General features: G+C 59.3%; 21 protein-coding genes. 18 read left to right on the plus strand and 3 right to left on the minus strand.

Translation table 11 applies throughout. From position 1 onward, the window contains the following. Positions 1-195: 195 nt before the first annotated feature. The 12 genes from nusB (at position 196) to tyrS (ending at position 12513) form a co-directional block, all read left to right on the plus strand. Complete coding sequence (gene nusB, locus H8S02_RS05020; protein WP_186969590.1) at positions 196-672, plus strand: transcription antitermination factor NusB; 477 nt, start codon at positions 196-198, stop codon at positions 670-672. Continuing rightward, positions 665-1612, plus strand: coding sequence for a tRNA (adenosine(37)-N6)-threonylcarbamoyltransferase complex transferase subunit TsaD (locus tag H8S02_RS05025; protein ID WP_186969591.1), 948 nt, complete (start codon positions 665-667; stop codon positions 1610-1612). Before nusB ends, H8S02_RS05025 begins: the two co-directional genes overlap by 8 nt. Before the next feature lie 48 nt (positions 1613-1660). Continuing rightward, positions 1661-2935 carry an exodeoxyribonuclease VII large subunit gene (xseA, locus tag H8S02_RS05030; RefSeq protein ID WP_207722069.1) on the plus strand — a complete coding sequence of 425 codons (1275 nt, stop codon included), beginning with the start codon at positions 1661-1663 and terminating at the stop codon, positions 2933-2935. Continuing rightward, positions 2936-3172, plus strand: coding sequence for an exodeoxyribonuclease VII small subunit (gene xseB, locus H8S02_RS05035; protein WP_118684554.1), 237 nt, complete (start codon positions 2936-2938; stop codon positions 3170-3172). Beyond that, a complete protein-coding gene (locus tag H8S02_RS05040; protein ID WP_186969592.1) occupies positions 3169-4050 on the plus strand; it encodes a polyprenyl synthetase family protein in 882 nt (293 codons plus the stop codon). The genes xseB and H8S02_RS05040 overlap by 4 nt, the downstream gene beginning before the upstream one ends. A gap of 813 nt (positions 4051-4863) precedes the next feature. Further along, positions 4864-5451, plus strand: coding sequence for a hypothetical protein (locus H8S02_RS05045; protein WP_207722070.1), 588 nt, complete (start codon positions 4864-4866; stop codon positions 5449-5451). 27 nt (positions 5452-5478) lie between these two features. Next, positions 5479-7344 (plus strand): 1-deoxy-D-xylulose-5-phosphate synthase, encoded by a 1866-nt coding sequence (gene dxs / locus H8S02_RS05050; protein ID WP_186969593.1) that lies wholly within the window; start codon positions 5479-5481, stop codon positions 7342-7344. Next, entirely contained in the window at positions 7337-8134 is a 798-nt protein-coding gene (locus tag H8S02_RS05055; protein WP_186969594.1) for a TlyA family RNA methyltransferase, read from the plus strand. Before dxs ends, H8S02_RS05055 begins: the two co-directional genes overlap by 8 nt. Next, positions 8134-8994: an NAD(+)/NADH kinase gene (locus H8S02_RS05060; RefSeq protein ID WP_186969595.1), complete on the plus strand. Its 861-nt coding sequence runs from the start codon at positions 8134-8136 to the stop codon at positions 8992-8994. The genes H8S02_RS05055 and H8S02_RS05060 overlap by 1 nt, the downstream gene beginning before the upstream one ends. A 42-nt stretch (positions 8995-9036) precedes the next feature. Further along, positions 9037-9492 (plus strand): arginine repressor, encoded by a 456-nt coding sequence (argR, locus tag H8S02_RS05065; RefSeq protein WP_186969596.1) that lies wholly within the window; start codon positions 9037-9039, stop codon positions 9490-9492. Positions 9493-9510: 18 nt separating this feature from the next. Beyond that, positions 9511-11190, plus strand: a complete 1680-nt coding sequence (gene recN / locus H8S02_RS05070) for a DNA repair protein RecN (RefSeq protein ID WP_186969597.1) — start codon at positions 9511-9513, stop codon at positions 11188-11190. Between the two features lie 99 nt (positions 11191-11289). Continuing rightward, positions 11290-12513, plus strand: a complete 1224-nt coding sequence (gene tyrS, locus H8S02_RS05075) for a tyrosine--tRNA ligase (RefSeq protein ID WP_186969598.1) — start codon at positions 11290-11292, stop codon at positions 12511-12513. A 60-nt stretch (positions 12514-12573) separates the two neighbouring features. Here tyrS and H8S02_RS05080 read toward each other — a convergent pair whose 3' ends face one another. Further along, positions 12574-13488, minus strand: coding sequence for an AEC family transporter (locus H8S02_RS05080; RefSeq protein ID WP_186969599.1), 915 nt, complete (start codon positions 13486-13488; stop codon positions 12574-12576). A 44-nt stretch (positions 13489-13532) separates the two neighbouring features. Here H8S02_RS05080 and H8S02_RS05085 point away from each other — a divergent pair, with 44 nt between their 5' ends. Next, positions 13533-14387 carry a LysR family transcriptional regulator gene (locus tag H8S02_RS05085; RefSeq protein ID WP_186969600.1) on the plus strand — a complete coding sequence of 285 codons (855 nt, stop codon included), beginning with the start codon at positions 13533-13535 and terminating at the stop codon, positions 14385-14387. On the opposite strand, the gene H8S02_RS05090 is transcribed toward H8S02_RS05085, so the two are convergent. Together H8S02_RS05090 and H8S02_RS05095 are read right to left on the minus strand one after the other, a co-directional pair. Continuing rightward, positions 14384-15379, minus strand: coding sequence for a D-isomer specific 2-hydroxyacid dehydrogenase family protein (locus H8S02_RS05090; RefSeq protein WP_118684574.1), 996 nt, complete (start codon positions 15377-15379; stop codon positions 14384-14386). The genes H8S02_RS05085 and H8S02_RS05090 overlap by 4 nt on opposite strands. Before the next feature lie 3 nt (positions 15380-15382). Beyond that, on the minus strand, positions 15383-16579 hold the full coding sequence (locus tag H8S02_RS05095) for an aminotransferase-like domain-containing protein (RefSeq protein ID WP_186969601.1): 1197 nt from the start codon (positions 16577-16579) through the stop codon (positions 15383-15385). Positions 16580-16840: 261 nt separating this feature from the next. Between H8S02_RS05095 and H8S02_RS05100 the strand changes: the two genes are divergently transcribed. The 5 genes from H8S02_RS05100 to H8S02_RS05120 all read left to right on the plus strand — a co-directional run bounded on the left by H8S02_RS05100 (position 16841) and on the right by H8S02_RS05120 (position 23924). Next, positions 16841-19408 carry a translation factor GTPase family protein gene (locus H8S02_RS05100; RefSeq protein WP_186969602.1) on the plus strand — a complete coding sequence of 856 codons (2568 nt, stop codon included), beginning with the start codon at positions 16841-16843 and terminating at the stop codon, positions 19406-19408. Positions 19409-19595: 187 nt separating this feature from the next. Beyond that, on the plus strand, positions 19596-20027 hold the full coding sequence (locus H8S02_RS05105) for an RrF2 family transcriptional regulator (RefSeq protein WP_186969603.1): 432 nt from the start codon (positions 19596-19598) through the stop codon (positions 20025-20027). A gap of 112 nt (positions 20028-20139) precedes the next feature. Then, a complete protein-coding gene (locus H8S02_RS05110) occupies positions 20140-20616 on the plus strand; it encodes a MarR family winged helix-turn-helix transcriptional regulator (protein ID WP_186969604.1) in 477 nt (158 codons plus the stop codon). Beyond that, complete coding sequence (locus tag H8S02_RS05115; RefSeq protein WP_186969605.1) at positions 20609-22300, plus strand: ABC transporter ATP-binding protein; 1692 nt, start codon at positions 20609-20611, stop codon at positions 22298-22300. Before H8S02_RS05110 ends, H8S02_RS05115 begins: the two co-directional genes overlap by 8 nt. Beyond that, positions 22293-23924 (plus strand): ABC transporter ATP-binding protein, encoded by a 1632-nt coding sequence (locus tag H8S02_RS05120; protein WP_186969606.1) that lies wholly within the window; start codon positions 22293-22295, stop codon positions 23922-23924. Before H8S02_RS05115 ends, H8S02_RS05120 begins: the two co-directional genes overlap by 8 nt. The last annotated feature ends 34 nt before the right edge of the window (positions 23925-23958 follow it).

The following is a 23958-nucleotide window of genomic DNA, read 5'->3' on the forward strand; positions in this document are numbered from 1 at the left end:
GGACGCGGAAACGTCATGGGCAGCACTGCACAAGGGAAAACGGCAGCGCTCTGCGGAAATTTTGCGCTCCTGTGCAATTATGCGGTATTGCCCTTGCGTTTTTCTGTAAAATAGGATAAAATAAGATATTGATAGTATAAAAAACATGAATATCAGTTACCTTGATAAATAAAAACAGAGAAGGAGCCTGCCGCCGTGAACGAGAATGTGATGAGCAGAACAAAAGCAAGAGAGATCGCACTGCACCTTATCTTTGAGATGGGTTTTCAGCAGTTTGAGCCGGAAAATCTGGAGGAACGGCTGGACGAGAACATTATGCGCTCGCTCAAAACCGATGCCGAGATGTATGCGGGCAGGCTGAGCGTCGAGAACGCCGACTATATCCGCGCAGTCGTCAAGGGCGTTGCGACCCGTGTGGACGAGCTTGACGACGCGATCGAGCGCAACGCAAAGGGCTGGAAGCTGAACCGCCTGTCGCGCATGACCAAGGCTGTGCTGCGCCTTGCGATCTATGAGATGCGCTATGTGAGCGACGTTCCGGTCGGCGTTGCCATCAATGAGGCGGTCGCGCTCGACAAGATCTACGACACCGAGGAGGCTGCTGCCTTCATCAACGGCGTTCTGGGTGCGGTCGCGCGCGAGAAGCAGGAAAAGGACGAGACCGATGCCTGAGCGCTTTCTGGGGATCGATACGTCCAATTACCGCACCTCGGCTGCGGTCTATGACGCAGACTCTGGCGAATGGTGCAACCGCGGCAGCCTGCTGACCGTGCCCGAGGGCGCGATCGGCCTGCGGCAGTCGGACGCACTGTTTCAGCACACCGTGCATCTGCATGAAAAAATCGAAGCTCTGCCGCAGGGCGAGGTGCGCGCAGTCGGCGTCAGCACCCGTCCGCGCGCGGTCGAGGGCTCGTATATGCCCTGCTTTCTGGCAGGAAAAAGCGTCGCGCACAGTGCGGCGCATTTGCTTTCTGTGCCGCTTTTCGAGGTATCCCATCAGCAAGGGCATATCGCGGCGGCGGCGCTGTCCGCCGGGCGGCTCGACCTGCTGGACAGCCGCTTCCTCGCGTGGCATCTGTCGGGCGGCACGAGCGAGCTGCTTTACGTCGAGTGCGGCGCGGACGGCCTGCCGGACTGCACCTGCATCGGCGGCACGACCGACCTTGCGGCCGGTCAGCTGCTCGACCGGGCGGGCGCACTGCTCGAGCTGCCGTTCCCGTCGGGCGCGGCGCTGGATGAGCTTGCGCTGACGGCAGAGCCGCAGAAGGGCTTTCGTCCCAGAGTGACGGACTGCAGATTCTCGCTCTCCGGCATGCAGAACCAGGTGGAAAATAAATTTAAGACCGAAAAGCCTGAGGACATGGCGCGCTTCGCCCTCGAAACCGTGGCCAATGCGGTCATCAAGGCGACCGAACAGGCGAAGGAGCGCTATGACGTTCCGGTGCTGTGCGCCGGCGGCGTGATGGCGAGTCGGGTCATCCGCGCGCGCATGGAGAAGCGCTTCGGCAGCGGCGTCAGCTTTGCCGAGCCGACGCTCTCGGGCGATAACGCCGTAGGCGTGGCGGTGCTCGCGGCAAGACTGTACCGAAAAACCGGCGCAGACGGACAGTGAGCCTGTCGAAGATCTGCGCTTTTCCGACAAACAGAGTGTGAAATCATTATGGCAGCGATTTATACCGTATCTCAACTGAATAACGAAATCAAGGATCTTCTGGACGCCGTTCCGGGCTACCGCAGTCTGCTGGTGCAGGGCGAGATCTCGAACTACAAGGCGCACTCGTCCGGCCATCACTACATGACGCTCAAGGACCGGGACGCGGCCATCAACGCCGTCATGTTCCGCTCGGACGCCATGCGGCTCAAATTCCGGCTGGAGAACGGCATGAAGGTCATCGTCCGCGCGCGTGTCAGCTCGTTTCCGCGCACGGGTGCGGTGCAGCTTTATATCTCGGAGATCATTCCGGACGGCGCAGGCGCGCTGAACGTCGCCTTCGAGCAGCTGAAGGCAAAGCTGCAGGCCGAGGGCCTGTTTGCCGAGGCACACAAAAAGCCGATCCCGGCCTGTCCGTCCTCCATCGCGCTCGTGACCTCGCCGACCGGTGCGGCGGTGCGCGACATGATCCGCATCCTCGGGCGGCGCTGGCCGCTCGCGAAAGTCGTGCTCTACCCGGCGCAGGTGCAGGGACAGGGTGCGGCGGAGAGCATCGCGCGCGCTCTCGCGCTCACGAACGCGATCGGTGAGGCGGATGTCATCCTGTGCGGCCGCGGCGGCGGCTCGATGGAGGATCTGTGGGCGTTCAACGAAGAGGTGACGGCGCGGGCGATCTATGCTTCGGAGATCCCGGTCATCTCAGCGGTCGGCCATGAGCCGGACGTCACGATCGCGGACTTTGTCGCCGACCTGCGCGCCCCCACGCCATCCGGTGCGGCAGAGCTCGCGGTTCCAGACCGCACGGACTGGAAGGCGACGCTCGAAATGCTGGACGCGCGGCTGCGTGCGGCGGCGGGAAAGCAGACCGAATCGCGCAGAAGGCAGCTGCAAAGCCTGAGCGAGCGCCTGTCCGTGCGCACGCCCGTCCGCTATATCGCGGAAAAGCGGCTTGTGCTCGACACGCTGACCGAGCGCCTTCAGGGAACGGTCCCGGCGCGGCTTGCGCACGAAAGACAGCAGCTCCGGACAGCGCAGGACCGCCTGCTTGCGGCAGGCAGGGGAAATCTGCACCGCGCGAGACTGCGCTTCACGCAGACTGTCGCGTCGCTCGACGCGATGAGTCCGCTGCGCGTGCTGAGCCGCGGCTATGCGGTCGCGACAAAGGGCGCACGGGGCGCGGTCGTGACCGATGCGGCGGCGCTGAAGGAAGGGGATGCGCTGCATATCCGATTTGCAAAAGGCGCGGCAGACTGCCGCGTGATCCATACCGAGGAGGAACAATAAATGGCGGAAAAGACGTTTGAAAGCCAGATGGCGCGGCTCGAAGAGATCGTGCGTCTGCTGGAGCGCGGCGAAGCGCCGCTCGCGGAGAGCATGAAGCTGTTCGAGGAGGGCACAAAGCTGTCCGCCGCCCTCGGAAAGCTGCTCGACAAGGCGGAACAGAAGGTGACGGTCGTTCAGGAAAATCTCCAGGGCGAGGTAACAGAGCGTCCGTTCGACGCAGAGGAGGCGGCAAAATGACATTTTCCGAACAGCTGAGCGCGGATATCGCGCTGATCGAGCCGGCGCTCGAGGGCTATCTCTCGCGCGAGACGCATGAGGGCTACGACCGCATTTTCGAGGCGGCGAAATACTCTGCGATGGCGGGCGGCAAGCGCCTGCGTCCGGTGATCGTGCTCGAGTTCTGCCGCCTGCACGGCGGCGACATCAAAAACGCCCTGCCGTTCGCGTGTGCGCTCGAAATGATCCATACCTATTCGCTCATTCACGACGATCTGCCGTGCATGGACAACGACGATCTGCGCCGCGGCCGTCCGACCTGCCACAAGGCGTTCGACGAGGCGACGGCAGTGCTCGCCGGCGACGGTCTGCTGACCGCGGCGTTCGAGACCGCTTCGCAGGCAGACGTTCCAGCGGAGACTGCGCTGCGCTGCATCCGGATTCTGAGCGAGAACGCCGGTATGAACGGCATGATCGGCGGTCAGGTGCTCGACATGCTCGCGGAGCATCGCCGTATTTCCGAAACCGAGCTGCGCCTGCTCCAGAAGCTCAAGACCGGCTGCCTGCTGCGCGCCGCATGCGAGCTCGGCTGTGCGGCGGCCGGAAAGACCGATACAGAGAGCATCGCGGCCGCGCGCGCCTATGGCGATAAGCTCGGCCTTGCCTTCCAGATCGAGGACGATATCCTCGACATCGAGGGCGACGAGAAAACGCTCGGCAAGTCCATCGGCAAGGACGCGGCAAGCGAAAAATCGACCTTCCCGTCCCTGCTCGGTCTGGATGCGTGCCGAAAGCTCGCAGGCGAGCTGACCGAACAGGCCGTCGCGGCGCTCACGCCCTATGAAGGACGCGCGTTTCTGGAAACGCTCGCGCGCAGCCTGACCGGCCGCAAATCTTAAGATGTTAAAATTCTGCGTATTCTTCGTCTAATGTTGAAAAACGCTCGAATTTATGGTAAACTGAAAACAGTGACGTAGTATCCTAGTCAGTACATGCAATTCCCAAGACGGGCCTAAAAATCCGTAGACGGGCATATCGATGAAGTCTCTGGTGTTTGCTTCTTACGCCCAGTTTGGGGTGGATGCTGGAGGTTAAGGCCTGCGGGCGCGCTTCAATGGCATGAAGTACCGACCCTCTCGCCGTGGAGACCCGTGACTGTCGGACACCTATAGCATCCCTTTGGGGTTGATGGATGTCCAACGGCACGGGATGAAACCTGCAATGCGGTGCGGATGACCCTGTGAGGAATTGATCCCCCTCGCGCTGTTCAGAAACGCTGTGTGCAGTGTAGCCTGCCTTGAGTGGCCATGGTGAATATCGTATCCGCCTGCGGTTTCCCGGCCAGGAATGCCGTGGGAATTGACGGTTGAAACCATGTCTGCAAAAGAGGCTAAGAATTGTGTTGACTGCTGTGGAAATCACCTAGGCTATTCGTTTACGAGGCAGGCCGTGGATTGCAGTGCGGACTCAGTGGCAATTCGGTCCCGGTGATGGCAACATCCCGGCACGGACTTTAATGGGAAACCCCCACGGCGGCGACGCGTGGCAGTTCGCGGGGAAATCCAACCGAACCTCAAGCCGCAAGATTTACTCGGCCTGCCGTCACTGCCTTTTATCTATTTCCGGCGTCGCTCTCCTGCGTAAAAACAGGGGAGCGGAGCCGTTTGCCATATGTGACCGGTTTGAAAAAAGAACTGAGGAGTCGTATCGTTTTGGAGTCAACAGAAAACAAGCAAAAGAAAAAGCCGCCGCAAAAGCCGTCCGTTGTCAACGTCCGCTGGGTCGTGACGATCATGGCGGTCAGTTTTGTGCTGTCGGTGGTCATGTCGTATATCTCGAATGAAGCGCTCAACAGCGCAGGCACAGTCCTGTCGTTTGTGGTGCTGTTCTTCTTTATCGGCCTCGGCATCGTGTTCGACATGATCGGCGTGGCCGCGACCTCGGGCACGGAAAAGGAGTTTCACTCCATGGCGGCGCACAAGGTGCGCGGCGCGCGCGAGGCGGTCTGGATGGTGCGCAATGCGGAAAAGGTATCGAGCATCTGCAACGATGTCGTGGGCGATATCTGCGGCATTATCTCCGGTGCAACGGGCGCGCTGATCGTGACGCACATCACTGCCGGTACGGACGGCGCGACCAAGGTTCTGGTCTCGCTCCTGATCACGGGTCTGATTTCTGCGGGTACGATCGGCGGCAAGGCGGCCGGAAAGGGCATCGCTGTCGCTGCGAGCGGCAAGGTGCTTGCGCTGTGCGGCCGCGTTCTGTCCGTGCTGCCGCTCAAGCTGGATAATAAAAGATAAAACTACCGTTCCGGTGGGGATATTTTCATGAAAAGATATGGAATTTTGAACAATATAACCAGTCCTGCTGATCTGAAGGGACTGTCGTATGACACGCTTGGCGTGCTGTGTGCGGCGCTGCGCGAGTTTATCGTGGACTCGGTCTCTCAGACCGGCGGCCATCTCGCCTCCAATCTCGGCATCGTCGAGCTGGCGGTAGCACTCGAACGGGAGTTCGACTCCTCGCGCGACCGCATCATCTACGATGTCGGCCATCAGTGCTACGTCCACAAGATACTGACCGGCCGCCGCGACCGTTTTTCAACGCTGCGGCAGTACGGCGGCCTTTCCGGCTTCATGAAGCCGGAGGAGAGCATTACTGACCCGTGCATCACGGGCCACGCCTCGGACTCGGTTTCGGTCGCGCTCGGCATGGCGCACGCGCGCACGCTCAGAAACCAGAAATACCACGTTGTCGCGGTCATCGGCGACGGCGCGCTGACCGGCGGCATGGCGTATGAGGCGCTTTCGAATGCCGGCACGTCGGGCGAGCCGCTGCTCGTCGTTCTGAACGACAACAATATGTCGATCGCGAAGAATGTCGGCGGCCTGAGCCGTCATCTGTCGCGTCTGCGCGTCAGTCCGCGTTATCTGGGTGCGAAGGTGCGTATCAAGGAAAAGCTCGCGCGCATTCCGGGCGGACGGGCGCTGACGCAGTCGATCTCGCGCACCAAGGCGCGCATCAAGGGCTTCCTGCTGCCGACGTCGCTGTTCGAGCAGATGGGATTTACCTATCTCGGCCCGGTGGACGGCCACGACCTCAAGAGCGTCTGCGAGCTGCTGGCACAGGCGAAAAAGATGAAAAAGCCGGTGCTGCTGCACGTGATGACGCAGAAGGGACGCGGCTACGCGCCGAGCGAGAACAATCCGGAGAAATATCACGGCGTATCGCAGTTCGACCGCGTGACGGGCGAATTTCTTGCGAAGAAGAAGGAGGACTTCTCGGCGCGTTTCGGCGCGGAGCTGTGCGGTCTTGCGGACAAGGACGCGCGCATCTGTGCGATCACGGCGGCGATGCCGTCGGGCACGGGTCTGACCAGATTCTCCACGCTGCACCGCGACCGCTTCTTTGATGTCGGCATCGCGGAGGAGCATGCGGTCGCTATGGCGGCCGGCATGGCGGCGCAGGGCCTTGTCCCGGTCGTCGCGCTCTATTCAACGTTTTTACAGCGCGCCTACGACCAGGTCGTGCATGATGTCGCGATTGAAGGACTGCATGTCGTGTTCTGCATCGACCGCGCGGGCATTGTCGGCGCGGACGGCGCGACCCACAACGGCGTGCTCGATATTGCGTTTCTGCGCTCGATCCCGGGCGTGACCATTCTCTGCCCGTCGAGCTTCGCGGAGCTGCGCTCGATGATGACGCGCGCGGTCTATCACGAGAACGGCCCGGTCGCCATCCGCTATCCGCGCGGCGGCGAGGGCGCATGGCGCGGCGACACTTCGTCGCAGCCGCTCGCCTGTGTCCGGCAGACTGCCGGTCATGAGGTCACGCTCGTTACGCACGGCATTATGATAAACGAAACGCTTGCAGCAGCGGAAAAGCTGGAAAGCCGCGGCGTCCGCACGCAGGTCTGCAAGGTAAACGAACTGAGTCCGGCGCTCGAGCAGGCGCTTGCGGCACAGGAGGATGCGCTTTCCGGTCTGTGCGTCGTCGTGGAGGACACGGTCGACAACGGCGGCGTGGGCGAATGGCTTGCCTCGCACCGCAGCGGCAGAACGCTGTGCATCAGCACGGGCAACCGCTTCCTGCCGCACGGCAGCGTGAACGATCTGTACCGTCACTGCGGTCTGGACGCGGACGGTATTGCGGAATTTGTGATGGAACATCGAAAGGAGACCGGTCTTGGCTAAGAAACGACTGGATGTACTGCTGTTTGAAAAGGGTCTGTGCCCCTCGCGCGAACGCGCGAAGACCGCTATCATGGAGGGCATCGTGTATATCGCCGGACAGAAGGCCGGCAAGGCAGGCGACATGGTGGACGAGAACGCCGAGCTTGAAGTCCGCGGCAACGACAATGCGTTCGTCTCGCGCGGCGGCAAGAAGATCGAGAAGGCGCTCAATTACTTTGCGATCGACCCGTCCGGCCTGACGGTCATGGACGTCGGCGCATCGACCGGCGGCTTTACCGACTGCCTGCTGCGGCGCGGCGCGGAGAAGGTCTACTCCATCGACGTCGGCTACGGTCAGCTCGCATGGAGCCTGCGGCAGGATCCGCGCGTCAAGTGCATGGAGCGCACGAATATCCGCTATGTAACGCCGGATATGCTCGAGGAAACCCCGTCGCTCTGCGTCATCGACGTATCGTTCATCTCGCTGAAGCTCGTGCTGCCGGTCGTTGCGGGCCTGCTGACCGAGGACGGCCGCGTGGCCAACCTCATCAAGCCGCAGTTTGAGGCCGGCAAGGGCAAGGTCGGCAAGAAAGGCGTCGTGCGCGAGCCGGAGATCCATCTGGAAGTGCTCGAGAACTATGTAGAAAACGCACATGCGGCAGGCTTCAAGGTGCTCGACGTAACGTTTTCGCCCATCAAGGGGCCGGAGGGCAACATTGAATTCCTCGGCTATCTGGCGAAGCAGGGCGAGGAGCATATCCCGGATCTGGCGGAGGTTGTGCGTCAGGCGCACGAGGAACTGGACAGCTGATGCGGACGTTTTTCATCTACCCCAATCTGCGCAAGCAAAGTGCGCGGGAAATTCTGCCTTCGGTCTGCGAGCGGCTCCGGGGCAGGGATATTCGCCTCATCCTGCCCAATCAGATGCGGGGCACCATGCACGCGCTGCATGATGAGGTGATGGCGCTCGATTACATGGATACTGCCGAGGCGGTCCGCATCGCGGACGCCGCTGTCGTTCTGGGCGGAGACGGCACCATGCTGCGCATCGCCCGGGCGGCGGCGCAGAATGAGCTGCCGCTGCTCGGCATCAATGTCGGCCACGTCGGCTTTATGACCGAGCTGGAGCCGGCGGAACTGGATAAAATGCAGGCGCTGCTCGAGGGGGACTATCAGCTCGACAGCCGCATGATGCTGCATGTCGAGGTCGAGCGCCATGGCCGCAGGGTCTATGAAAATGACGCGCTGAACGATATCGTCATTGCAAAGGGCACCGCGTTCCGCGTGGTGCGCGTCGGCATATCGGCCGATGGCGAGGAGGTCACGCGATTCAACGGAGACGGCGTGATCGCGGCGACACCGACCGGCTCGACGGCCTACGGCCTGTCCGCAGGCGGCCCGGTGATCGAGCCGAGCGCGGAAAATCTGGCGGTCATTCCCATCTGCGCGCATGCGCTGGCGGCAAAGTCGTTCGTATTCGCGCCCGAGCGCACGCTCGCCATCACGGCAGCCTGCGAGGGCGGCAGCGAAGTGTTCATCTCGGCGGACGGCGGACAGGGGTTCGCCGTGCGTCCGGACGACCGGGTGCTCATCACGCGATCTGCGCTGCGCACGCGGCTGATCCGTCTCAAGGGCAACAGCTTTTACCGAATACTGCAGCAGAAGCTGTGATTTTATAAAAAAAAAAGCATTTCTGAACAGGGGGTGCGTGAAATGAAATTTCAGAGACAGGCGAAGATCCTGGAGCTGATCGATCGCTTCGAGATCGAGACGCAGGAGGAGCTGACCGACCATCTGCGTGCGATCGGCTACAGCACCACGCAGGCGACAGTCTCGCGCGACATCAAGGAGCTGCGGCTCATCAAATCGCTTTCCACTGAGACCGGAAAGTATAAATATACGGCTGCGGCGGCTGGTGCAGCGGACAGTTTCACGACTCGTCTGCGGAATATTTTCCGTGAGTGCGTGACCGATATCGACGCCGCGCAGAACATGGTCGTCATCAAGACGCTTCCCGGTCTGGGTCAGGCGGCGGCGATGGCGATCGACGCGATGCGCGCGGTGGATGTGGTCGGCACACTGGGCGGCGACGACACGGTTTTCGTCGTTATGCGCGATACCGAGAGCGCTGAGCGGTTTTCCAGACAGGCGCATGATATTCTAAAGTAAGCAGGTGAGGACGCGGCAATGCTGCAACTACTCCACATTGAAAATATTGCCGTGATCGAGCGCGCGGACATCGAGCTGGAGGGCGGACTGACCGTGCTCTCCGGTGAGACCGGCGCGGGCAAGAGTATCGTCATCGACTCGATCGGCGCGATCCTCGGCAGACGAGTCAGCCGCGATCTGGTGCGCTCGGGCGCGAAAAAGGGCTTTGTCAGCGCGGTATTCACCGAGCTGCCGCCGGCGCTCTGCCAGCTTGTCAACGAGCTGGATCTTGCCGGTGACGAAGGGGATACGCTGCATATCCAGCGTCAGCTCACCGCGGACGGAAAAAGCTCCTGCCGCGTCAACATGAAGCCGGTGTCGGCCTCGACACTGCGGCTGCTTGCGCCGTATCTGATCGACATTCACGGTCAGAACGACGGTCAGAAGCTGCTCGACGAGGCGCATCATATCGACTATCTGGACGGCTACGCAGGAAATGCGGCGCTGCTCGAGCGTTACCGGCCGAATTATCAGGCGCTTCTGGCGCTCCGGCGCGAAATTCACGCGCTCGAGACCGGCGAACAGGAGCGCTTGCAGCGCATCGATATGCTGTCGTTCCACAAGGACGAGATCGAACAGGCGGCACTGAAGCCGGACGAGGACGAGACGCTTGCACAGCGCAAGGCGTACTTCGACCACGCAGGAAAGATAGCGGGTGCACTCGAACGCGCACGGCTTGCGCTGAGCGGCGACGATGAGGTCGGCGGCGCATGCGCCATGCTCGATGAGGTGTCGGCGGCGATTTCCGCGCTGCGCGAGGTGTCCGATGCCTTTGACGGCATGGCGGAGCAGGCCGAGGAGGTGCGGCTGCTCGCGGCCGATCTGCGCGACAGCGTAGCGGCACAGAGCGGCAATCTGGACTTTTCCTCGGCGGAACGCGAATATGTAGAACAGCGCCTCGACGAGATATACCGTCTCAAGCAGAAATACGGCGGTACGATACCGGAAATTCTGGCGTACCGCGACAGAATCGAGGCAGAGCTTGACGCGCTTCAGAATGCGGACGACCGCCGTGAGGAGCTTCGCGGGCAGTACCGCGAAATGCTTCGCCAGACCAAGAGCATTGCAGCCGAGCTGACCGAGGCGCGGCGCACGGCGGCGAAAAAGCTCGAACAGGAGATCGTGCGCGAGCTTTCCGAGCTGGATATGGACAAGGTCCGCATGCGCATCGCCGTGCACACCGGGACCAAGCTGTCCGCGCACGGCTTTGACACCGTGACGTTCGAGATCTCGGTCAATCCGGGCGAGCCGGAAAAGCCGCTCTCCAGAGTCGCCTCCGGCGGCGAGCTGAGCCGTATCATGCTCGCGCTCAAAAACGTATTGACAGCGGGCGAAGATGTTGGTATGCTGATTTTTGACGAGATCGATACCGGCGTGTCCGGTCACGCAGCACAGCAGATCGGACGCAAGCTGTCCGCCATCGCGCGGAAGAAGCAGACGCTCTGCGTGACCCATCTGCCGCAGATCGCGGCGATGGGCGACCATCATCTGCGCATTTCCAAATCCGTCCGCGACGGGCGGAGCTTTACGGACGTCAGTCCGATGGATCGCGCACACCGCATCGACGAGATCGCACGGCTGCTGTCCGGTGAAGAAATCTCGGACGCCGCGCGCAAAAATGCAGAGGACCTGCTCGATGCGGCAGGGCAGGGGGCATAGCAATGGTGTTTATCGACGAGAGACATAAGGAACGCGCCCCGTAACAGCGTTTCAGTACAGGATATAAAGGATAAAATCAAGTAACAGGAGAAATATTCGATGAAACTTTACGACGAACTGAAAGCGCGCGGCCTGATCGCGCAGGTAACGAACGAAGAAGAGATCAGCGAGATGATCAACAACGGCAAGGCGACGTTCTACATCGGCTTCGACCCGACCGCAGACAGCCTGCACGTCGGTCACTTCATGGCGCTCTGCCTGATGAAGCGCATGCAGATGGCAGGCAACAAGCCGATCGCGCTCATCGGCGGCGGCACCGCCATGATCGGCGACCCGTCCGGCCGTACCGATATGCGTTCGATGATGACCGTCGAGACCATCCAGCACAACTGCGACTGCTTCAAGAAGCAGATGGAGCGCTTTATCGAGTTCGGCGAGGGCAAGGCGCGGATGGTGAACAATGCGGACTGGCTGATGAATCTCAACTACATCGAGTTCATCCGCGACATCGGTTCCTGCTTCTCGGTCAACAATATGCTCCGCGCAGAGTGCTTCAAGCAGCGCATGGAAAAGGGCCTGAGCTTCCTCGAGTTCAACTACATGCCGATGCAGTCCTACGACTTCTACTACCTGTTTAAGAACTACGGCTGCAATATGCAGTTCGGCGGCAACGACCAGTGGAGCAATATGCTCGGCGGCACCGAGCTGATCCGCCGCAAGCTGGGCAAGGATGCGCACGCCATGACCATCACCCTGCTGCTCAACAGCGAGGGCAAGAAGATGGGCAAGACTGCCGCGGGCGCAGTATGGCTCGACCCGAACAAGACCTCTCCCTACGATTTTTACCAGTACTGGCGCAACGTGGACGATGCGGACGTACTCAAGTGCATCCGCATGCTGACGTTCCTGCCGCTCGAGGAGATCGAGAAGATGGACAAGTGGGAAGGCGCACAGCTCAACAAGGCGAAGGAGATCCTTGCCTACGAGCTGACCGCTCTGGTTCACGGCGCAGAGGAGGCGGAAAAGGCGCAGACCGCTGCGAAGGAGATCTTCGTATCTGGCGGTGCGGCTGCCAATATGCCGACCACTACGCTGACCGATGCGGACTTTACCGACGGCCAGATCGGTGTGCTGACCCTGCTGGTCAAGTGCGGTCTCGCGGCCTCCAACGGAGAGGCGCGCAAGCTCGTACAGGGCGGCGGCGTTTCTCTCAACGGCGAAAAGGTCGCGGATTTCAAGCAGCAGCTCGCAAAGGACTTCTTTAACGAGGAGTGCATGATCAAGAAGGGCAAAAAGACCTTCCACAAGGCTGTTCTGGGATAAGACAGAAAAAAGCGGCGCGAACCTTTGGGTTCACGCCGCTTTTCCGGTCATCTGAAGAATTTACGAGAGCAGCCGTTCCGCAAAGAGCATGACGAGCGGGAGCGTTGCGACCGAGAGAATGGTGGAGAGGCAGACGTAGGAGACTGCCCGGCGGTAGTCCTGATCGAACTTCTGCGCAAAGATGGCGGTGCTGCTTGCGATCGGCGTTGCGGCCGCGATGAGCGTGATGAGCGTAATCTCGCCGCGCGCGAAGGGGAACGGCAGGAACACGAGTATCGTGACCGCCGGAACGACGAGCAGACGCAGTGCGGAGAAGAGATACAGCCGTACATCAGCGAACAGACCGCGCAGCTGCACCTTGGAGAGATAGTAGCCGAGGATGATCATGGCGAGCACGGTATTGCCGTCCGCGATATAGCCGATGGTACCGGTAACGACCGTCGGGAGCGTCGGCTGGAGCACGAAAAGCGCGATGCCGATGACCATGGAGATAAAGACCGGATTGACGAAAACCATTCTGAGATTCATGGTCTCCTTTTTGCCGGAAATGATGACGATGCCGTAGGTCCACTGCAAAAGGTTTGCGAACGTGCTGAACGAGACCACATAGAACGCTGCTTCCGGCCCGAATACAGCGGTAACGAGCGGAATGCCGATAAAGCCTGCATTGCCGAAGGCGACAGCGAAGTTTTCGATCCGGTGACGGGTGCCGCAGGTCAGATACGCGACCGCGATGGACGCCGCGAAAGCAATGACCGCGATCAGAGCGGAAAGACCCATCGCGCGCAGCTTTTCCGTGCTGAATTCAGACATATAGCTGCGCAGAATGACGCACGGGATGACCGCATACAGCAGCACGTTGGAAAGATCACGGCTGCCCTGTTCGGTGATCATGCCGCGGCGAGAGAGGAGCAGACCGAGCAGCATGAGCGCAAACATGATGATGGTCTGCTGAAGAAGAATTTGAGTGATCATAAGTATAAAAATCCTGTCAGTATGATAAAATGGGAGGAAAATGCGTGGAAATTTACCAGCTTCGGCAGTTTGCAGCGGTCGCAAAGACCGAAAATATGACGCGCGCCGCACAGAGCCTCAGCATGGCGCAGCCGGCAGTATCCAAGACGATACGAAATCTGGAGAGCGAGCTGGGTGCGGAGCTGTTCGAACGGACGGGAAAAGGACTCAGACGCACCGAACAGGGAGATATCCTGCTGCGGTACGCCCGAGCCATTCTGAATGCGGAGCTGGACGCGCGGCGCGAGATCGAGGAGAGCCTGCACCGCGCCGGCGGTCTGTGCATCTGCGCACTGTCCTGCGTCGAGCGACTGAGCGACATTCTGGCCGGCTTCGCGGCCGAGTACGGCAACGCGGATTTCCGCATCGGCAGCACGCCCGAGGGCAGCGACCTGCTGCTCGACAGCGCCGTCTCCCGGGACGAGGTCCCGGCGGGCGCCGAGGTGCTGTTCGACGAGGAAATCTGCATCGCGGTCCCGGACGGGCATCGCTTTGCGGACTGCGGCGCGGTCTCGCTGACCGAGCTTGCGGATGACCCGTTTATCGCGCTAAGCGGTTCGGAGTCCTTTCAGCAGGTTTCCGAGCATATTTTCCGCTCCGCAGGCATCGCCATGCACGCGGCGATCGAGTGCGACAGTCTGGCGCTCCAAAGCCGCCTGCTGTCCTGCGGCATGGGTATCGCGCTTGCCGCGGCCGGAGAGTGGAGACAGCTGTGCGAGGAGGGCAGTGTGCATCTGCTGCACATCCGCGACGCCGAATGCCGGCGCTACATCTATGTGCAGCAGCTCAGTCGCTTTGAAACGCATTCCATGCGTGCCTTCCGCGCGTTTCTGCGCCGGTATTTTTCCGAAATCGGTTAAGCGTGCACCTCAAGCGGCACGTTCTCGCCTGCATCAAACTGGTGCAGGCTTTCGAGCGAGCACTGTACCATGTCGAACACTGCCTGGTCGGTGAAAAACGCAACGTGCGGCGTGACGATGGTGTTCTGGAAGGATTTGAGAATGATATAGTCGTGGTTGGTGACATGGCTGTTGTAGCTGTGATCCACGCGGATGACGTCATCCTCGCCCTCGAAGCAGTCCACGCCGACCGAGCCGATGCGGCCGGATTCGATTCCCTCGATCAGAGCGCGGGTGTCAATGAGTGCGCCGCGCGCGCAGTTGATGATAACAACGCCGGGCTTCATCTTTCTGATGGACTCGGCGTTGATCATATGGAACGTCTCGTCGTTCAGAAAGGTATGCAGCGTAACGATGTCGGACTGTGCATAGAGCGAGTCGAGCGAAACGTATTCCACACCCATTTTCTTCATTTCCTCGGACGGATACGGATCGTGCGCGACGATATGGCAGCCGAAGCCGGAGAGGTTCTGGATGACGGCCTTGCCGATGCGGCCGGTGCCGATGACGCCGACGGTGAGGTTCTGCATCTCCATTCCGCGCGCCGAGCCGGCCGCGCCGAGCGAGTTGTCCGCCGTGTGCGAGCGGAACATGATATAGACCGCCTTGCGGATGCACATCAGCATGAGCATGACCGTGTAGTTCGCGACCGAGTAGGGCGAATAGCCTGCGTGCGACACGCGGATGCCCAGACGCTTTGCCGCCTCAAGATCTACGTTGTCGTAACCGATGGTGCGCAGCGCGGCGTAGCGTACACCGTTTTCTGCGAGCTTCTCCAGAACCGGCGCCGGAAGATCGCAGGTGCAGGAAATGCCGTCGAAGCCGCGCGTCAGGCCGGCGTTGTCGACTGTCAGCGTGCCCGGCTGAAGCTCGAGGTCCATGTTCAGAGACTGACCGAAGTGATCGAAAAACGCGCGTTCGTCCGGACGGGCGTTAAATGCCATAACTTTCATGATTTAGTGCTCCTTTACCCATTCATGCGTCAGTCTGCCGAGAATTTCGATGCCCTTTACGATCTGTTCATCGCTCGGGGTGGAATAGTTCAGACGGAAGGCGTTCGAAATCTGCTTTTCATCTGCGAGGAATGCCGAACCCGGTACGCACAGCACGCCGCGCTTGATGGCCTCGCGGACAAACGGCTGCGCGTCCATGCCCTCGGGCAGAAATGCCATGACGAACAGACCGCCCTCCGGCTGCGGGAAGGTGACGGACGGGTGGAACGTGCGGCGCATGGTGTCGAGCATCAGTCTGCACTTTTCGCGGTAGACGCTGCGCGACTTTTCGAGATGCGACGCGAAATCATATTTTGTCATGTACTCGTTGCACACATACTGGAACAGGACGTTGGAGTGCACATCGGTGGTCTGCTTGGCGATGGTCAGCGGCATGGTCAGCGACTTGTCGAAAACGAGGAAGCCGAGGCGGAATGCCGGGGCCATGACCTTGGAGAAGCTGCCGGCATACAGGACGCGGCCCTCGGTGTCCATCGACTTGATGGTCGGGACATCTTCGCCCGAGAAGCGCAGCTCGCCGTAGGGATTGTCCTCGAGGATGGCGATGTCGTACCTGCAGGCAAGCTCATAGACCTTTTTGCGCTTTTCGAGCGTGGTCGTGATGCCGGAGGGGTTCTGGAAGGACGGAATGGTATAGAGCAGCTTTGCGTTCGGGTTCGCCTTCAGCGCGGCCTCGAGTGCGTCGATGTCCATGCCGTCCTGCTGCATCGGCACGCCGACGAGCTTCGCGCCGTAGGAACGGAAGGTATTCAGACAGCCGACAAATGCCGGATCCTCGGTCAGGATGACGTCGCCCTCGTTGACGAGCACCTTGGTCGTGAGGTCGGCGCACTGCTGACCGCCGGAGACGATGAACAGCTCGTTTTTCTCGAAATCAAAGCCCTGCGTGCGTGCAAGGTATTCCTTCATGGTATCGCGCAGCGGCGTATAGCCTTCAGACAGGCCGTACTGAAGCACGGAGACCGGCGCGTTCTTCATGACGTCGGCCATGATCTCCGCGATCTCGGGAACAGGAAAGGTCTCCGCGGACGGATTGCCGCCGCCAAACGAGATCATGCTGGGGTCTGCGCCGAGCTTGAACAGCTCGCGGATTGCAGAGCCGTGCACGCCGGACATGCGATGGGAAATAGTGTACTGCATATATATCGCTCCTGATAAAGAATTGAATGACAAAAGAAAAGGGCATAGAAACCCCATAGTCGGTGGTTTCAGCCCCTTTGCTGATATGATTATTGTAAACCTGCACAAACTTTATGTCAAATATCTGTTGTTTATGACGATATAACGCGAAAGAATAGTGCAGACGGCTTGCAGTATCCCGGAAAACCTGCGATAATATCAGTGATACCCTGCGAGCTGTCCTCTGACAGGCACAGTTCGGAACAGAAAGCGAAAACGACTATGAAACATATCTGTATAGGCATAACCGCGCACGTCGATGCCGGAAAGACAACGCTCTCTGAGGCGATGCTCTTCCGCGCGGGTGCGCTCAAAAAAATGGGGCGGGTCGATCACCGGGACGCATTTCTCGACACCTTTGCGCTCGAGCGGGAGCGCGGCATCACGATCTTCTCCAAGCAGGCGGAGTTTTCTCTGCCGCACACGGAGGTAACGCTGCTCGACACGCCGGGACATGTAGATTTCTCCGCAGAAATGGAGCGCACGCTTCAGGTGCTCGATTACGCGGTGCTCGTCATCAGCGGCACGGACGGCGTGCAAGCGCACACGGAGACGCTCTGGCGGCTGCTCGCGCGACACGGCATTCCGACGTTCCTGTTCGTCAACAAGATGGATCTGGACGGCGCAGAGCGCGTTCTGCTGCTGCGTGAGCTGAAAACGCGACTTTCCTCGGGCGTGGTCGACTTCGGCGATGAGAGTACGCTGCACGAGGAGCTGGCAGTCTGCGATGAGACGCTGCTCGAAAGGTATTTCGAACAGGGAACGGTCGCAGACGAGGATGTTGTGCGTCTCATCCGTGAGCGCAAGGTCTTTCCGTGCTTTTTCGGTTCGGCGCTCAGGCTGGACGGCGTGGACGCGCTGCTCGACGCGCTCGACCGCCGCACCGTGCAGCCCGAGCCGCAGGCGGACTTCGGCGCGCGTGTATTCAAGGTCGCGCGCGACGCGCAGGGGAACCGCCTGACCTACATGAAGATCACCGGCGGCTCGCTTGCGGTCCGCGCACAGCTTTCGGGCGGAGAGAACGGCGGCTGGCAGGAAAAGGTCAATCAGCTGCGCGTCTATTCGGGCGAAAAATTTACCGCTGTGGAGCGTGCTGAACCGGGCATGGTGGTCGCGGCGACCGGCCTGACGCATACCGCGCCGGGCATGGGGCTGGGGGCAGCGGCAGGTGCACTGCCGCCTGTGCTGGAGCCTGTGCTCAGCTACCGCGTCGGTCTGCCGGACGGCTGTGATGCGCACACCATGCTCCGCAGCCTGCGGCAGCTCGAGGAAGAGGACCCGCTGCTGCGTGTCGTCTGGAACGAACAGCTGGGTGAGATCCACCTGCAGCTGATGGGTGAGGTGCAGCTCGAGATATTGACCGAGCTGATCGAGTCGCGCTTCGGTGTGCGCGTGACCTTTGACGAGGGCAGCATCGTCTACCGGGAGACCATCGCGGAGCCGGTCATCGGCATCGGCCATTTCGAACCGCTGCGGCATTACGCCGAGGTGCATCTGCTCATGGAGCCGGGCGAGCGGGGGAGCGGCATCACGCTTGCAACGGCCTGCTCGACCGATGAACTCGACCTCAACTGGCAGCGGCTTATTCTGACGCACCTCGCGGAGAAGGCGCATCTCGGTGTGCTGACCGGCGCGCCGCTGACCGATGTGCACATCACACTCATCGCCGGACGCGCCCACGTCAAGCATACCGAAGGCGGCGATTTCCGTGAAGCGACCTACCGTGCTGTGCGCAACGGTCTGATGCAGGCGCAGAGCATTCTGCTCGAGCCATATTACGATTTCACACTCGAGCTGCCGGACGAATGCGTCGGCCGTGCAATGAGCGATATTCAGCGCATGAACGGCACATTTGAGTCGCCGCAGCCGCTGCACGGAGGGTCGGTGCTGACCGGCAAGGCACCCGTTGCATCTATGCGAAACTACTGGACTGAGGTCGCCTCCTACACCAAGGGACGCGGCAGACTTTCGTGCACGCCGGGCGGATATGAGGTCTGTCACAACACGGAGGCGGTCGTGACGGCCATTGGCTACGATGCCGAGCGAGACACGGAAAATACGGCGGACTCGGTATTCTGTTCACACGGCGCAGGCTATGTCGTGCACTGGGACGAGGTCCGCGCACACGCTCATCTGGACACGAGCCGTGTGCTTGCGCAGCCGGAAGAGGAGGCGGAGCCGGCATCTGTGCCGCACAGCGGTGTACGTTCATCGGGATTTGAAAATGACAGCGAGCTTCGGGCGCTGTTCGAGCGCACCTACGGACCGGTTCGGGATCGCGGCTTTGAAGCACTGCAGCAAAGCCGGAAAAAGGCGGAGACGCTCGAACAGCTCTATGTGACACGCATCCGGCAGGACGATTATCTGCTCGTCGACGGATACAACATCATTTTTGCGTGGGACGAGCTGAAGGCCATCGCGGCGGAGGACGTAAACGCGGCACGCGAGCGGCTTGTGAATATCATGAGCAACTACCAGGGTGTGCGCAGGTGCCACCTGATCCTCGTGTTCGATGCCTACAAGGTCAAGGGCGGCACAGGCTCGGTCGAAAAACGCCACGGCATCCATATCGTCTACACCAGGGAGGCCGAGACGGCGGATATGTATATCGAGCAGGCGTCCTACGATCTGTCGCGCAGGCATCGCGTGCGCGTCGCTACCTCGGACGGCATGGAGCAGATGATCATTCTGGGACACGGCGCGGAGCGTATGTCTGCGACTGAGCTGAAATGGGAGGTTGAGCAGGCGGACGAGCATCTGCACGGAATTATTCAAAATCTTCAGCCATGAGCATACAGGATGCAGGTATAAACAAATATTTTCTGCAAATTATTAAAATGGAAAACACAGGGGGTTGAAAACATAGTAAACCTGTGGTATATTAGTGGTAAAGGTGCCGGCAGGGGAGTAAAGCCGACACAGAAAGAAAGGATGGGGCGCACCCGAACCGAAAAAACAGAGGTGCGCCGGATAGATTATGAAGATTTCAACCAAAGGAAGATATGCGCTTCGACTGATGATCGATCTTGCACAGCACGATGCCGGCGGCTATATACCGCTTCGCGATATTTCCAGACGACAGGAGATTTCGGCAAAATATCTGGAGCAGATCGTCGTACAGCTTTCGCGTGCGGGCTTTGTGACCTCGACGCGCGGCGCACAGGGCGGCTATCAGCTGGCGCGTCACCCGTCCGAGTATACGGTGGGCGATATTCTGCGCATCACGGAAGGCTCTCTCGCTCCGGTTGCCTGTCTGGAGCATGAACCGATCGACTGTGCGCGAGCAAATGAGTGTATCACGCTCGATTTCTGGCGCGGACTGTACGATGTGATCAACCAATATGTCGACTCGGTAACACTCGAGGAACTGGTCAGCAATGAAAAAAATACGTTGAATTTCTCGATTTGAAAATCACCCCGGAGGCTTCGGCTTCCGGGGATTTTTTTCTTGACAAACCGATATGGATGTACTATCATCTAAATAGTTGATACTACAACTATAACAGGAAGGAGCGCTAACGGTGGATCAGAGCCGCAGACAGATCACAAAAATCGCCCGGGAGGTGACCAAGTTTACCGTCAGGGAGATGAAGGCGGAGGGGATCGGGACGGCCGAGTTCGATTTTATCCATCTCGTGCGTCATCACCCCGGCATCACGCAGACGCAGATACGCGATGCACTCAAAATCGACAAAGGCGCAGCGGCGCGGCGCGCAGCAAGTCTGGAAGCAAAGGGATACCTTGTGCGCCGGGAAAATCCGAACGATCACCGCAGTCAGCTGCTGTACGCAACGGAAAAGGCCGAAGGCCTGCGAAATTCCAAGGCGGCCATTGAGCAGACGTTTTATGAGTGGCTGCTCGATGAACTGTCTGAAAGCGACCGTGACAGCTTCTGCCGCGTTCTGAACGATCTGTATCTGCGCTCGAAAAAGGAGGCGCGCGCAGGCTTTCCAGAGGTCAGCGCACGGCTGGAGACGGGGGCGGGGGAGGATGAATGACCGCCGCGATCCGCAGAGGATCACCTGGTATTTCGCGCAGGAGAAGAGCACGCTTGCGGTCGTTACAGTTTCCGGCCTGCTGTATAATGCAGGTCTGCTGGCAGGGCCGCTGTTCGAGGGCCGGCTCGTCGGCACGCTGCTCGATGTGCTGAACGGAACGCAGACAGCGGAATGCATGGCGCTGCTCGCGCTCGCGTATCTTGCGACCATTGCAGCCGTGCAGGGCGTGCGCTGCATCAAACGACTGTATGTCCGCCGGTTCGCAAATGACATCAACCGGCGCATGAAGCATATGCTCTATGCAGATCTTGTGCACCGCTCGAAAAAAGAACTGGACAGGGAAGGAAGCGGCGCGGTGCTGACCAAGGCGATTTCAGATGTCGATGCCTGCGCGGAGGGCATGCGTAAATTCACGACGGAGATATTCGATACGGGCGTTGTGCTCGTGTGCTACATCGGTCTGCTGCTCTGGTATGATGTGAAAATCGCATTGCTGAGTCTGCTGTTCCCGCCGCTTGCATATTTTGCCGCAGAGCGTATGAAAACCATTGTACAGCGCACCAATGCGGCGTTTCGTTCGAGCGCAGAGCGGCTGAATGCGGCGACGCTCGACCGCGCGGCAGGCGCATTGACATATCGTATCTTCGGCTGCGACGAGCAGCGAAACGCGGATTATGATGTACATCTTGCGGATTATGAGAGGTGTGCGGTGAGGGCCAATATATGGGTGTCCGCGCTGCCGCCGCTGTATAATGCGCTTTCCATGACAGGCGTTCTGTTCATCCTGTATCTCGGCGGCGCCCGCGTACAAAGCGGTGCGTGGGACATTGCGGCGTTCACGACATTTATTGCCTGCTTCGCGAAGCTGTCGGTAAAATCCTCCAAGGCAGCCAAGCTGTTCAATGCCGTGCAGCAGGCGCAGGTGTCATGGGGACGCATCAAAGACTTCCTCTGCACACCGCCGGAGGAACAGGATCTGCCGCAAAAAGTACCATGCTGCGTGAAGGCGACCGGTCTCTCTGTACCGGGTGTGCTGGAAAATGCGAATTTCGAGATTAGACCGGGACAGATAATCGGAATAACGGGACCGGTAGCGTGTGGAAAAAGCATGCTCGGAAAGGCGTTTTTGTGCGAAAATCCGTATGAGGGCTCTATCCGGTTTGACGGCCGCGAGCTTGCGTCCCTCGATGAAACAGAACGATGCGCATATATCGGCTATCTGGGGCACGACACGGAGCTTCTGAGCGATACGGTCGAAAACAATATCCTGCTCGGCGGCACAGGAGATGTGAAGGCACTGCTGCGGGCTGTACAGCTCGAACGGGAAGTGACGCCGGAAACACGCATCGGCGCAGGCGGCGTGCGCCTGTCCGGCGGACAGCAGCAGAGGCTCGCGCTCGCGCGGCAGCTCGTAAATCTGAAGCCGCTACTGATTCTGGATGATCCGTTTTCTGCGCTCGATCGCAAGACCGAACGTGAGGTGTTTGATGAGCTTAAAAAAACAGCGAAAGACTCCGCAGTTTTGCTGATTTCGCATCGTTTATATGTATTTCCGGAGCTTGATGGTGTGCTGTGGATGCAGAACGGTGCCGTGCGCACCTCGACACACGCGGAGCTGATGGCCGGCTGTCCGGAGTACGCCGAGCTCTATAAGCTGCAGCAGGGAGGACAGGAAAGTGCATAAAAACGTCAGTACGGTTCGGATTATCCTCTCCTCCGCGCTAAAAAACGCAGTTTTAAGCATCGGAACGGTCGCTGCGGTCGCCGGCGCCATCGTGACGGCGCTCATCCCGCCGCTTGTGCTCGAACGCATCGTAAACACGCTCACGGAAGGAAAACGCCTGGGAATTATGCTCGTTTCAGCATATTTCGGCATTATTTTAATGGCAGGACTTGCTGAGTCAGCAAGAGAAAGCCTTCTCTCCGTGTTTGGACAGCGTATCACGCGCAGTCTGCGTCACGAGCTCTGCGGAAAACTGTCCCGACTGGATACGGGATGTTTTGTGCAGCAGACACCCGGCGAAATCGTATCACGGTTTGTTGGTGATGTCGACACCGTGGAAAATCTGTTTACCGGCGGCATCATTGGCATGACAGCAGATTTCGGTAAGATTATCAGCATATTAGCGATCGTTTTTATAAAAGCGCCCGGTCTCGCATGGATGATTATTGCACTTATACCGGCGTTGTACATTTTCACGAGGGTGATTCAGAAGCGAATGCTTCGTGCGCAGATGGACAGCCGGGCTGCGGCTGCGAGCGTTTCCGGCTTCCTGCCCGAAACACTGCACTGTATCCGCACAGTGCATCTTCTTGGTCGCGAAGGATTTATGCGGAAACGTTATGATGAAGCAATCGAGGAGGGCTATCAGGCAACAGAACGTACAAATTTTTATGATTCGGTGTACTCTCCGGTCATTCTGATCGTGAGTGCTGCGGTAACTGCGCTGGTTTTTGTTCTTTCAGCATCAGGAAATCCATCGCTTCGTCATCTGTTCGGCATGTCCGCCGGTACAGCAGTCGCTGTGATCTCGTATATTTCACAGGTATTTACGCCACTTGAAAGCATCGGCATGGAAATACAGACCGTGCAGTCAGCAGTCGCAGGCGTGCATCGAATCGACGATTTTCTGGCTCTTTCGGAAAGAGATACCGGTAGCGCTGCTGCTGAAAAATCAGATTTGAGTATTTCTGTGAATGAGGTGGATTTCGCTTATACTGCGGATACGCCGGTCCTGGAGAATATTTCGCTGAATATAAGAGAGGGCGAGCACGTTACGCTGACAGGACGAACCGGAGCAGGAAAATCAACGCTGTTCAAGCTGCTGATGGGGCTGTACCGCCCGCAGAAGGGCAGCGTGCGCATTATGGGACGCGAGGCGTCGGATATTCCGGATTCAGAGAAACGGCATCTGTTTGGCTGCGTGGAGCAGCATTTTTACGCGCCTCCCGGTACGATCGAGGAACAGATTACGCTGTTTGACCCGGAAATTACGTATGATGATGCGGTGAAGGCGGCAAAGCTCACGGGCCTGCACGCGGCAATCATGGCACTGCCTGAAAATTATAAAACGATGTTTTCGGAGGCTCACTTTTCCCAGGGACAGCGGCAGCTGCTAGCAATCGCCCGCGCGGTAGCAGCTGATCCGAAAATACTGCTTCTTGATGAAATCACCGCGGATCTCGATGCGGAAACCGAACACTGCGTTCTTGCAGCGCTGCGTTCCGCCGCAGGAGGACGCACTGTTGTTTCGATTTCGCATCGGCTGTATGAGGAAAAGGGCAGCAGAAGAGTCGAGATTGGCTGAGATGTAAAAGACGGCTGAGGATAAAAACTCAGCC

Origin of the sequence: Agathobaculum hominis (genome assembly GCF_014288055.1) — a bacterium.
Taxonomy (GTDB): domain Bacteria; phylum Bacillota; class Clostridia; order Oscillospirales; family Butyricicoccaceae; genus Agathobaculum; species Agathobaculum hominis.